We start from the raw sequence: 12,559 nt of genomic DNA, 5'->3' as shown, positions 1-12,559 counted from the left end.
GGAAGACAATGGAACTAGCAACCTTGACACGTATAGCGGCCCAAACCACATGACTCTTCGGGAAGCAAAAGAATTGTTTGCAAAAAAAACTGAGAAACTTCCTTTGGATAAATGGGTGAAAGAATAACGTTGAGATGAGTCATTCGCGTGTCTGGATAGTCGAAACTGCGACTATGGCGAAGTAATCAGGTCACCGACCTTACAGACGAGACTAAGGGGACAGGTTTATTTTCCGGCTTGCCCCCTTTTTGATTCAAAAGGGAGTGAAAATCCCCCCTGTTCTAGCCGCTTTTTTCAGAAACAAATCCATCCCCTTTTTCCGGAAGAATGCCTGCCAGACGGCGGCCAGTGTAAGTATCGCTACGACGCACTGGGTCGTCAGATCACCCGCCAGGAAGAATCCGGCGCCATCACCCAATACCAGTGGGATGCGGCCAACCGTCTGGCACAAGTCACGCTGCCGGGCGGCGCAACACGTGCCTTCACCTACAACGCCTATGGCAACGTCACCGCCGAACGGGACGAACTCGGCCGTGTAACCCGCTACGAATACGCCGACAACCTGCACCTGGTCAGCCGCCGTATCAATCCGGACGGCAGCCAACTGCGCTACCGCTACGACAATTCGCGTCTGTTGCTCACTGACATCGAAAACGAGCGCGGCGAGCATTACCAGCTCGATTACTAAACTGGCTTCGACGGTCGTCGCACGGCCTACGAATACGACCTCAACGGGCAGTTGCTGAAGAAAACCGAATTCGGCGATGACGGCAGCGAACTCGTTACCGAATACCAGCGGTTTCTGTGGCAAGGCGAACGACTGATCGCTGGAAGCGCCGACCACCGCTACCGCAGCTACATCTACGAACCCGGTAGCTTCCGCCCATTGGTGATGCTCGACGGCGAAGGTCCGCGTAAAGCCACGCCGTTTTACTACCAACTCGACCACCTCGGCACACCGCAGGAACTCACTGATTACAGCGGCGAGATCATGTGGTCCGCGAAGTACCGCGCCTACGGAAATCTCGCTGCGCTGGACGTCAGCGAAATCGATAACCCGCTACGCTTTCAGGGTCAGTATTTCGATGCCGAAACGGGCCTACACTACAACCGGCACCGCTACTACAATCCGAGCACTGGGCGGTTTTTGGCGCCGGACCCGATCAACGGGCGGATTGAACAACTACCAGTACGTGCCTAACCCTACGGGGTGGGTGGATCCTTTGGGGTTGAGCGGTAACTGCCCTGACGCAGATAAAAAGCTACCGCAAGGTGGAGGAAACACAGTCAAAGATGCTGGACCTTCTGCTCCCCCAGAACCACCGCCTATCGGTCAGGGATATCACAATGAGATTTATGGAAGTAAGCCAGTAAAACCACAAGATGCTGTAAAACGATGGGAAGATTTCTTAGGTGAGGGGCCGTATACAAATATTCATCCTAGGACTGGGTTACCAGACAACGATAGAATTGTATCTGCCGACGGCAAGAGAAGTATTCGGTATGGCAGCCACGAAGTGAATAGCAAACCGAATAAACATCATTACCATGAAAAAACTTGGACATTAGATCTAATAAATAATGTAATGAATGTCGACAACACAGTAGTACGGGTTCCACTGGGAGCAAAACAGATGAACATTACGATATCAAGCATAATCAAAAGCACAGCCAACGAAATACTTGTCGAGTATTCAACGCCCTATGGGAAAGGCTTTTCAGCATTTATTGGCTCGCCCCCTAAAGAAAATAAAATATATGACGTCGAAATCAATATCGATGATGATTTTATTTGGGGAGAAAACCTGACCCTCTCCAAAAAAAACACCCCTTCGATATCATTCGACATATGTCACACATACATCACGGCAAAGTTAATCGTGATTGAGGAAGACGGTTGTGGAGTATTAAAAATGGGAGAATCAATAATAATAATCTCACTTGAGCAAACGAAACAAACACTCCCGACATTCGTAGATATAATTGCAAAAAAAACCTTCCTCCACCCAACCAACATATAAAGAACTAAAATAATAAAAATTATTTATATAAAAATAGTCACCCCTTTTAATAACCTCCGCGTATCGCCAACTACTAACTTTACACATAAACAAACCAGGTAAAAATAATAAAAATTTCGGAGCAGTGGCGCATTGACTCTCGGGTGAAAAATCGGTATAAAACTTAAAGCAAAGTGAATATACTTATTTTTAATGCACAAAACAAAAAGCTTTAAGACACTCCTTACTCATAAAAATAGCTCTCTCCTCCAGATAGCCGAAAGGCTATCAGGTAGAATCAATGCTAGATAGCAATAAACAAATAACAATTACAGGAGAAAAAGCGCTCAAAGCCCTACCAGAAATTGAGTAAATCTTTTTTCCCTGCATAAAATTGGGAGCTACTTAGACAAATTACTCGAAGATTATAGAAAAGCCCTGACTGACCTCATTGACGAAAAGAAATACTTAACAGCTTGCCAAAATTAGAAAGCTCTCAGCAGAAATTTTGATTCGACTCTTGGAAATGACGATATGGATAACATCGAACGATATCTGGCAGGGATTAGATTCTGGAATCCGTGAACCCACCTCTCCTCCGGTTAGCAATCAGACTATAGGGCATCTATTTCCAAACGCATCTGGATATTTAGAAATTCAAACGGAAAAATATAGCCAATGAACATTCAAAAAATAATAAACCTTGGTGGAAAGATAATCTTTGACGAAATCTCCAACTTGAGCAACTCGAAAATTTCACTGATCACTGATGACTTAAAGGAAGACCTATTCCAAGCTGCTTTTCCTTCTGGAAAAATCATAGATATCGGGTGGTATCCTGAGTTTTCTAAAAACGGCTCCTTCAAAATACTACTTATTTCAAATAGAGACTGGGGCTCACCTACATATAGTGAAACCGCAAAAACCTGGAAGAGTCTTGAAAAAGCCTTGAAAAACACGTTAAAGAGAATGCAAACCCCATAAATAAACAACCAAAACACATTTCTCCCTAAACAACCTCTCCAAACTTTCTCCTGAGTACTACCACGCTTCGAATACGGAGTCTGCCGCCCACTAAATAATTTCTTCAACCTCAGCGGTTTAGATAGGGATCATGTCTCCATCATTTCTTCCGCCACCTCATACTTAACCACCACCCGATTTCGATACAACCTCACCCTCTCCACCAATTCCCCCACCTGCCCCTTCTCCCGCACCTCCCGCCAGATCTCATTCTCCCGATACACCCGCTCCCCCTCCCGCACAAACCGGTGCTTTTCCTGAAACACGTGATACCGATACGCCCGCACCTGATCGCACAGCAACTCACCCTCCAACTGCGTCTGCCCCACGTTCAACTTCAACTGAAAAGTCCGATCCGTCGGGTTATGCAGCACCAGATCAACGTAGTTATAGAAAATCGCCGCGCCGGAACCGAATGGCAGCACTCGCCCCTCGTCCGGAAACGGGTCGAAGCTGTGGTTGGAGCGCTCGACCACCACCAGAGGTGAATGAATGGCCATCCAGTGGATCAGGTTGCTCAGTTGGCAGATTCCGCCGCCGATACCGCGTCGTGCCTCGCCGAAAGACAGCTCCATGCCTTCGACGTAGCCGCGTTTGCGGGTGGGGCGGCCAACGAGGCGGCAGAAGGAGAAGTGTTCGCCGGGGGCGATGATGAGGCCGTCGATGGCGGCGACGGCGAGTTTGAGGTTGATGACTTTGTTGTGTTGCAGGGCGAGGTCGGAGTCGCCGAGTTTGCGGATGAGTTTCGAGGTGTGTTTCAGGTAGCGAAATGGCAGACGGTCAGCGCCGGCAACAAGGCGCGCGTAGCGTTTGCTGGAGCAGTGCCAGGCGATCTGGCGGAACAGTCGTTTTTGCCACACGCGCAGCCAGTATAGGGCCGGGTGGTAGAGGGAGAGTGGTTTCATCCGTGAGTCTACGGCGGGCGCCGTTTGTTCCTTGAAGCGTGAAAAGAGGCGCGCAGTTTAGCGTGTGGGCCGGTTTCCGTCGTGCCTGAGGTGTCTTGGCTCGACACACTTCGACTCACTTGCTGAACGGCAAATTAAGCTTCAACTAAGCTTGCGTCGCTAGCATCCCGGCTCGACAGACACTTGCCGTCGATCAACCGTGGATGAGCTTCCCGACATGAGCCAGTTTGATTTACCAGCCGTTACGCAGCCGAATTTCAGTCTTGTATTGGTAAATTACAAAACCCCAGACATCACCCGCATGTGCCTGGAGCTGTTGCGCCAGCACGTTCAGGCACAACGCATTCCGGTGTGGGTGGTGGACAATGATTCGGCGGATGCCAGCCTCGATTACTTGCGCTCGCTGGACTGGATCAATCTGATCGAACGTCCCTCCCCCGGTAAAGAAGCCGGGCATATTGCCCATGGCAAGGCGCTGGACATGGCGCTGGAGAAAGTTGAAACCGACTATCTGTTTCTGCTGCACACCGACACCTTTGTCTATGACAAGGAAGTCTTTGTGATGATGCTGAATGAGTGCACGAATACTCCCGGGATCGCCGCAGTCGGGTGTGTCGAACAGATTAATCGTGGGGTATTGAGAGACACCTGGCGATTAACTTCGCGCTTTTGCAAACATTATGTTCGTCGGGCCAAAACCTCATTGGGTTTGCGCAGCAAAGAGCCGAAACCTTATCGGGAAACTCATCTCAAGAGTTTCTGCACGTTGTGGAACGTCAAGTTGATGAAGTCCCACGGACTGCACTTTTGCCTGGATGACCGGGTACCCGGTTATACCCTGCAGGATCGAATGACAGCGTTGGGATTCGGGATCAAGCTGCTGGCGCCGCGCAAGATTTTCCGCTATCTGGATCACATCCAGGCAGGAACCGTCGCAGCTGCCGGCACCTACGGCAAAAACCACCGCCGGACCAGAATGTACGAAGCCACCCTCAAACGCTTTCAGGGGCAGGCCTCGGCTTGATCGCGACACAAAAAAAGGGCGACTTCAAAGTCGCCCTTTTTTTATCTGAAATTGTATACATCCGCTCCGATCAGGTGTTCGCCCAGTGTAATGGCCTGGCAATCCATGCACCGGTAAAGAGCCCTGACACTGGGCGAACGGGAAGGATTTTAATAGAAGTTGGCGGATATGTCGTCATACACAAATGTAAATTTTATGTACGAAGAAGTTAATAGATATTTATCGACGATATCCTTTCATAAAACTTTCAAAGCAAGGCACAAAACCTTTCAGATGATTGTTCTCATACAATAATCTGTACAAGAACAACCATCTTGTAGAGTTAATGCTCAACTTTCATGCTGACTGGTCACTTTTAATACATCGGTATAAGTGACAACTACACTCTGCCCGACTTTCAAATCTTTCAGCTTGGCTTGGATTTCCGGCTTCTTCACGTCGAGGATTTTCGACTGTCCCTGAGGGTTCTCCAGGGTGACCTGATTATTCTTCAAATCAATTTTGGTGATTTTCAGCTGCACCTGAATCTGCCGGTACGCTTCACCACCCGGGTTTTCACTGCCCGGCGCATTGCGCAGTTCGCCCGTACGCTCGACGGTGCCAGGCAGACCTTTATCCACATCGGTGTCGAGGTAAGCGGCGACAGAACGCTGAACTTCGAGTTTCACCAGGTCGCCGACCTTGAGATTGTCGAGGTTTTTCGCCTTGTCGCTCAGCTGAACATGGACTTGGCGACCTTCCGCGCCTTCGAGCACGACCTGATGGTTGGCCGCATCGACGGCCAGCACTTTGGTGGTGACCTGATCGGCCTCGACGGTGGCGGACAGCGGAATATCGGCCGCCATGGCGCCGAAGCTGGTGGCGGACAATACGGTTGTGAGGGTGATGGCCTTGGCCAGAGCGCGAAGCTTCATAAGCGGTACTTTCCCTGTAATGAATGGCAGAAGCCGGCGCCAATGTGTGTATGGCGCCGGATGTGCCACTGAGCATAGACGGTGCTCAGGGCTTGGCTTTTGTTTGTGATGCGGCGGTCTCTTGCGCGGTGGATTCGCCGCTGGCGGTGCCTTTGCTGCTGTCCTCGCGCTGTTTGGGGTCGGTCGGGCGCAGGGCGTCGTTGTCGCGCTCGGTTTCTCCCGGTGGCCGCGGTTGGTCAGGGTGTTCGCTGGGGGTGACGGGTTTCATGGTGGGCTCCTCAGGCTTCGGGGTCGTCCAGTTCACGGGCGACGTTCACATCAGGCGAATCCTTGTGCAGGTCATCGGCCTTGGCGCGCAGGATCTGCCACTGCTCCAGATCGATCGCGCCCTGGCCGAGCAGGTCGTCGGCGATGCGTTGCAGATCGAAATAGTGAGCGTCGGGGGATTGCTGCCAGTAGGTCTGGTCATCGAACAGGCGCTGCCAGCTTGTGAGGTCTGGGGGTTGCAGGTCGTCGCTCATGCTCAATCCTCCACGGTATTACGTTGTAGAGGGTGCGCGACGAAACGGAGTTCAACCCAATCCCTGCAGGAGCTGCTGAAGGGTGCGATCTTTTTCAAGATCAAAGTCAAAAGATCGCAGCCTGCGGCAGCTCCGAGATTAGTTGCAGTGCACCGGTCAGTAGCCGGTCATCTCCAGATAGCCGCGCCCGCCATGGCTGCCGCTGATCCGCACCGGCCCTTCCCAGTAAGGAATGCGCAGGTTCATCCAGGCGTTGGGGTTCAGTGCCGACAGGCTGATGTCGAGCTGTTTGTCGGGAATGCTGATGGTCCAGCGCACCGGCATCGCGCGGCCGGCAACTGTCGCGGTGTCTTGCGGGACAAGTTTGATTTGTTCGCTGCGCAGGGTTTGCGCCTGACCGTCGGCCGCGATCCAGGTACCGGTGAGGTACGGTGCGCCGTCCTTCTGGCGCATGCGGTAAAGCATGACGTGTTCACCACTGTCCAGGTGCAGGGAGAACCAGTCCCAGCCGGTTTGATTGGCGGTCAGCGGCTGGCTGCTCCATTCACGGTCCAGCCAGGCCGGGCCGCTGACGGTGTAGGTCTGGCCGTCGATTTGCAGGGTGCCGCTGGCTTGAAAAAACGGCTGGCTGTAGTAATACGAGGCCTGGCCCTGTTCGGATTTCTGGCTGAAGCCGTAATCGCCCTGCAGCACCAGCGGCCGGCTGGAAGTGAGGTGCAGTTGGTAGGCGAACGATTGATCGCGCGCGCTCAGTTGCAGGTCGCTCAACGGCTCCGGCGCCTGACCGGCAAAGCGCCAATCATCGATCCATGCCTCGAACGGTGCCACGTTCACCCCGGCCTGCCCCACGCCGCCCCGGGCATAACGCTCCGCGGCATGGTGCGCGGTGGCCGAGGTCACCGCCGCATGCCCGAGCCAGATCGTCTGATTGCCCCAGCCGGGTTGCTGCGGCACGGGTTTCAAGGCGCTGCGAAACAGCGTCCACTGCACGCCGAAATCATTGCCCTGCGGGTCCTTGAGATTGGCGGTGACATACCACCATTCGATTCGAAATCCCTCGTGGGCGCCGTGATCCGCCGGGAAGCTGAATACCCGCCCCGGCACCACCTCGGTGAACTGCGCAGCCTGATCGCCGAGCCCGGCGAAGCCCTTTTGATCAGGTTGCGGTTGATCACAGCCAACCAGCAGCAGCGCCAGACACAGCGCAACGAGGCTAATCCTCATGGGCAAACGTCCTCAACAGATCCGCCGGTTGCGTGCGGTACAACGAATACAGCGGCCACGCCGAAGCCAAAAGCGTCGCCAGCAACGCCAGCCCAAGTAACTGCAACAGTTGCAGCGGAAAGATCCGCAACGGCAGACGCCAGCCGAACGCCTGCACGTTGATCACCGCATCCAGGCACCAGGCCAACGCAATCCCCAACGGCAGCGCCAGCACCAGCGTCAGCACCGCCAGCAACCAGGTCTGGCCGAGGTTGAGCAGCATCAACTGGCGGCGCGTCACGCCCAAGGCCCACAGCGGTGCCAGTTGTCCGAGGCGGCTCTGGCTCTGGGTCAGCAGGCTGATGAACAGCGCCACACCCGCCACCGCCAGGGTCAGGCTGTTCAGCGCGGCGGTGGCGGCGAAGGTGCGTTCGAACACTTGCACCGACCAGCCCTTGAGCCGCGCCTGATCGACGATGCGACTGTCATCGAGCTGAAAGCGCGTTTGCAGCGCAGTCAAAAACGCCGGGATGTCGGGCGGTGCGATGCGCAGGTTGAAACGGTTCGGTGTCAGCGCCGGCCACAGACGCAGCAGATGATTACTGTTGACCAGCAGATGTCCCTTGGGATTGCCGTAGTCGGCGTAGATCCCGACGATCCGCGGTGACCACGCCCCGCCCGGGGTCGGCAGGCGCAGATGATCACCCGCGCGCACCTTCAGGCGCCGCGCCAGTTGTTCGCTGAGCATCACCGCGTCGTCGTTCGCCAGGTGCGCCCACGGATCCCCGGTAATCCCGTCGAGCAGCGGCCAGTGCTGCCGGTAATACGGATGATCGATCACCCCGAATACATCCGCCGGCCAGCCTTGCAGGGTCACCGCCACCTGCCAGTTGGGCAGCACCGCGCTGACGCTCGGTTGCTGTTTGAGCCAGCTGTACAGCTCGCGCGATTGCGCCGGAGTGACCGGGTTGAGGTAAAGCTCGGCGCTCAGGCGTTGTTCGAGCCAGTCGTTGAAAGTCTGGCGAAAACCGGCGGTCATGCTGCCGGCACCGATGTTGGCCGCCAGCGCCAGCAGCAGCGCCATCAGCGCCAGACTCAGCGCCGGCAGTTGCTGGCGACAGTCGGCGAGAAACCACTGGCCGAGCACCGAGCGACTGCGCCCGAGTAATGGAGTGAGCACCGCGCTCAGCACCACCGGCAACGCCAGCGCGGCACCGAGCAGCAACCCGGCCATCAACACAAATCCACTGCCCAGGCTGTCACCGAACAGCAACGCCGACAGCGCGATCAGTCCCAGCACCGCCGCCAGCCAACCCTGGCGCCGCAACCAGCGCGCATGCTGCTGATGCCAGGCCTGCGGATCCGCCACCGCCAACAGCGGCAAGCGTGCCGCGCGCAACAGACTGTTGGCGCCGGCCAGCAACGCGCCGAACAGGCTCAAACCAATACCGCTGAACCACCACCACGGACTCAGACGCAGCTGCCCCGCCACTTCCGCACCGTACAGACCGCGCAGGCTGGCGGCGACGTCGGGCAGCAAAACACTCGCCAGCCAATAGCCACTGATGACGCCGAACACTCCGCCGACCAGCGCCAGCACGCCCAGTTCGACGATCAGGCTGCCGATCAGCATCCGCGCACTCACCCCGCAGGCGCGCAGGGTGCGCAACAATCCACGCCGTTGTTCCAGCGCCAGACCAATGGCCGCGTGAACGATGAACAGCCCGACCACGAACGAGAGAAATCCCAAGGCGTCGAGATTCAGGTGAAAGCTCTCGGTCAGGCGCGCCAGATTGTTTTCTTCAGCGCTGCTTTTGAGCTGCAACTGCCCTTTGAACGCCGCCGGCAGCTCGGCCTGAAAATCCTTGGGCAGTAACAGCCGCGACAATTGCCCGGGCTGGTCGAGCAGGGTTTGCGCGACGCCGATATCCACCAGCAACACCCCCGGCGCCATGTCCCTTTGCGCGCGCAGTGGCGGCAGGGTCTGGCCGTTGAGGGTTTGCGGCGTGGCGCCTTCGCTGAGGTTCAAGGCTTGCAGTGTTTCAGGCGAAATCCACGTAGCGCCCGGCGCCGAGAAGAACTCGACGATGCGCTCGATCGGCATCGACTGCCCGGCCACTGCGGAGTCCGCAGGCAGTGACACCGGTTCGATGCCAATCAGTTGCAGACGCTGATTGTCGTGCTCCTTGAGCAGCAGCCGCCCCTGCAACAGCGGCGAAACCGGCCAGCCTGCGCGGCGCAGATCGACAAACCACTGCTGGGTGAATGTCGCACCGCTCGGCGTGGCGAGACTGGCCTGAGGTTCGCCGCCGATCATCTGGCTGGCCCGGGCGTAACTGTCGCGGGCCTGACTGTTCAGCGCCTCGACCCCGGTCAGCAGGCTGGTCGCCAGCCACAACCCGGTCAGCACACTGAAAAATTGCACCGGATGCCGCCGCCAATGGCTGAGCAGCGCGCGCAGGGTTTGCCAGAAAACGTTCACGTCAGCCGGCCACTGGACAACACCACCCGTTGCGCCAGCCGCGCCGCCACGCGCGGGCTGTGGGTGACCATCAACAGCGTGGTCGGCGTGTCGTCGAGCAGTTCGAGCAACAGGCGCAGCACTTCATCACTGGTGGCTTCGTCGAGGCTGCCGGTCGGCTCGTCAGCCAGCAGCAGTTTCGGCCGCGACGCCAAGGCTCGGGCCAAAGCCACCCGCTGCTGCTGGCCGCCCGACAACTGTTCGGGATAACGCTTGAGCAACTCGCCCAACCCCAAACGCTGCACCAGATGCGCCTGCCAGCGCGGCTCATGGCGCCCGGCCAGACGCGCCTGAAACGCCAGATTGTCCTCGACCCGCAGGCTGCCGATCAGGTTGAACTGCTGGAACACCAGACCGATTTCAGTGCGCCGCCAGTCGGCCAGTTGAGCTTCGTTCATGCTTTCCAGCCGATGCTCGCCGCTGCGGATGCTGCCGCGATCAACCTTGTCGAGGCCGGCGATCAGGTGCAGCAAGGTGCTTTTGCCGCTGCCGGATTCGCCCATCAGCGCCAGACTGCTGCCGGGCTCGAGGGTCAGGTCGATGCCTTGCAGCACCGGTAACGGGCCTTGGGGGGTGAGGTAACTTTTGAACACGCCTTGAACCTGAAGCATGCCGCCATCCGTTGGGTCAGTGTGGGGCAAGGATAGCGGATTGCGGCCTCTTCAGATCAGTGGTGTTTGCACGGGCCTCATCGCTGGCAAGCCAGCGATGAGGCCCGTTGGCCCGACACAAATCTCACTGCCCGGTTGCCACACGGGTCGCCGCCTCACCCGGCGTGACAATGGTGTTCAGGTCAATGTGCTTCCATTCAGGCTTGGCCCCCAAACGCGCATTGAAGCGGTAGTTGAAGGTGAAATCATCCGCCGTCGGCACCGTCAGCGGCTTGCCATACACCGCCTCGATTCCCGCCAGGTCGTAGCCCATGACCTGCAGCAGGGTCGGAAAGATGTTGTAGTGGCTGGAGCGATCCTTGTTCGCCGCCAGTGATTGCGCCCAGTCCGGCCCGTGCAACTGATCGCCCTGGATCACCACCAGCGGCACCAGCCCTTCTTCCTCCACCGGGTCACCGCCGCAGTGCGTATTCAGCCCAGGATTGCCGCGTTCATGCAGGTCCTGACCGTGATCGGAGGTGTAGATCAACAGCGCATTATTCAGCTTGGCCTGGGCAAAGACCCGGGCGAAGAACTCGCCGACGTTCCACAGCACGGTGTTCTTGTAGGCGTTGCGGTACAACACCCAGTCGTCCGGCTGGCCGTTGAAACCGTCACGCTTGCCGGTATCGGCCACTTCGGTGAACTGCCCCCGCGGCAGCGTCGGACGATACGCCATGAACGCATCGGGGTATTTGTCGTGCACCGGGAAATGCGCGCCGACCTTGTTGATCACCACCAGCTCCGGCTGATCGTCGTTGAGCAATTCGATCAGCTTCGCGGCGGCGGCCATGTCGCGGTCACGCACGCTGGTCTGGTCAAACTGGACGAATTGGTCGATGTCCTTTTTCTCGGTGTCGGTCATCAGGTTCTGCAAATTGCCGCCGGTGCGCTGGGCGTCGATGTACACGGTGCGCAACCCGGCCTTCTTCGCGTACTGCCAGATCGACGGCAGGGTGCTGTTGATCCGCGTGTAATCGGCGCGGGTCCCGCCGTAGCGCAGGGTGACGTTGGTGTCGGCGCTGCAGTTGGCGATGGACGCGGCGTAGCCGTAGTTGAAGATGTCGACGCCGGGGTGCGCCTGCTTGAGGTTGCTGTGCACCCCGAACGGCGCATTGATGTCCAGGTAATTGCCGGAGATGCTTTCGTCGATGATCAGCACGATGTCGTGATTGATCGCCGCGGTGTTGCGCGCCAACGTCACCGGCTCACGCGGGCCGACCGTGTTGTGCAGTGCTTCATAGGCGAACAGGTTCAGATAGGCCAGCGGCGTGTACATGATCGGCAAACCGCGCGCGCCCTCGCCCGCCCGCAGGAATAACACCGTACTCAACAGCAACACGCCACATACCGGCGCTGCCACGCGCAACGCGTTGGGCACCACCAGTGCATGACGCGGCTTGAGACCGATGCCGAACAGCAACAGCAGGCCACTGAGCGCGCCGTGAATGATCGCGTCGCGATATTGGTAGGCGGCCTCCTGGATGAAGCCACCGGAGTACACCAGCGACACAAAGCTGCTGTAGCTCAGGTAATCCGCGGTGACCCGGGTATAGACATCAAAAAACACCGCCGAGACAAACAGTGTTATTGCGAACAGGTGGCGAATGAGCGCCTGGCGAATATAAGCCGTTAGATATAACGCTAAAGTAAGCGCCAAAAACATCGCGCCAAAAAGAAGTACAGCAAAACTGACGCCGATAGCATTTAACCGTTCAATGTAATATTCGGAATAAAGGAGTAAATAAACAATTAAAAGTAATTCTTTGGCATATCTGAACATGGCGACACCGGACGT

10 protein-coding genes and 1 pseudogene are annotated in these 12,559 nt (G+C 56.7%); 3 read left to right on the top strand and 8 right to left on the bottom strand.

The annotated features are described in order from the left end of the window. Positions 1-322: 322 nt before the first annotated feature. Both HBN98_RS25405 and HBN98_RS25400 read left to right on the top strand, forming a co-directional pair. Positions 323-1,268, top strand: a pseudogene (locus HBN98_RS25405) (RHS repeat domain-containing protein); the annotation flags it as partial. Positions 1,269-2,678: 1,410 nt separating this feature from the next. Beyond that, a complete protein-coding gene (locus HBN98_RS25400) occupies positions 2,679-2,984 on the top strand; it encodes a hypothetical protein (protein WP_083368667.1) in 306 nt (101 codons plus the stop codon). Positions 2,985-3,112: 128 nt separating this feature from the next. Here the strand turns inward: HBN98_RS25400 and HBN98_RS25395 are convergent, their stop codons facing one another. Next, positions 3,113-3,928: a VanW family protein gene (locus HBN98_RS25395; RefSeq protein WP_083368666.1), complete on the bottom strand. Its 816-nt coding sequence runs from the start codon at positions 3,926-3,928 to the stop codon at positions 3,113-3,115. A gap of 217 nt (positions 3,929-4,145) precedes the next feature. Here HBN98_RS25395 and HBN98_RS25390 point away from each other — a divergent pair, with 217 nt between their 5' ends. Continuing rightward, complete coding sequence (locus tag HBN98_RS25390) at positions 4,146-4,952, top strand: glycosyltransferase family 2 protein (RefSeq protein ID WP_083368665.1); 807 nt, start codon at positions 4,146-4,148, stop codon at positions 4,950-4,952. A gap of 329 nt (positions 4,953-5,281) precedes the next feature. On the opposite strand, the gene HBN98_RS25385 is transcribed toward HBN98_RS25390, so the two are convergent. From HBN98_RS25385 to HBN98_RS25355, 7 genes are all read right to left on the bottom strand, one after another. Next, on the bottom strand, positions 5,282-5,866 hold the full coding sequence (locus HBN98_RS25385; protein ID WP_083368664.1) for a hypothetical protein: 585 nt from the start codon (positions 5,864-5,866) through the stop codon (positions 5,282-5,284). An 85-nt stretch (positions 5,867-5,951) separates the two neighbouring features. Further along, complete coding sequence (locus tag HBN98_RS25380; protein WP_064588117.1) at positions 5,952-6,134, bottom strand: hypothetical protein; 183 nt, start codon at positions 6,132-6,134, stop codon at positions 5,952-5,954. Positions 6,135-6,144: 10 nt separating this feature from the next. Beyond that, positions 6,145-6,387: a hypothetical protein gene (locus tag HBN98_RS25375; RefSeq protein ID WP_083368663.1), complete on the bottom strand. Its 243-nt coding sequence runs from the start codon at positions 6,385-6,387 to the stop codon at positions 6,145-6,147. A gap of 156 nt (positions 6,388-6,543) precedes the next feature. Next, entirely contained in the window at positions 6,544-7,611 is a 1,068-nt protein-coding gene (locus HBN98_RS25370) for a lipocalin-like domain-containing protein (RefSeq protein WP_083368662.1), read from the bottom strand. Beyond that, on the bottom strand, positions 7,601-10,072 hold the full coding sequence (locus HBN98_RS25365; protein WP_083368661.1) for an ABC transporter permease: 2,472 nt from the start codon (positions 10,070-10,072) through the stop codon (positions 7,601-7,603). The genes HBN98_RS25370 and HBN98_RS25365 overlap by 11 nt, the downstream gene beginning before the upstream one ends. After that, a complete protein-coding gene (locus HBN98_RS25360; RefSeq protein ID WP_083368660.1) occupies positions 10,069-10,722 on the bottom strand; it encodes an ABC transporter ATP-binding protein in 654 nt (217 codons plus the stop codon). The genes HBN98_RS25365 and HBN98_RS25360 overlap by 4 nt, the downstream gene beginning before the upstream one ends. Positions 10,723-10,846: 124 nt before the next feature. After that, positions 10,847-12,544 (bottom strand): sulfatase-like hydrolase/transferase, encoded by a 1,698-nt coding sequence (locus tag HBN98_RS25355; protein ID WP_064588122.1) that lies wholly within the window; start codon positions 12,542-12,544, stop codon positions 10,847-10,849. Between the last annotated feature and the right edge of the window lie 15 nt (positions 12,545-12,559).

It is taken from the genome of Pseudomonas koreensis (genome assembly GCF_012986595.1).
Taxonomy (GTDB): Bacteria; Pseudomonadota; Gammaproteobacteria; order Pseudomonadales; family Pseudomonadaceae; genus Aquipseudomonas; species Aquipseudomonas koreensis.
This window is presented reverse-complemented; position numbering and strand designations above follow the sequence as displayed.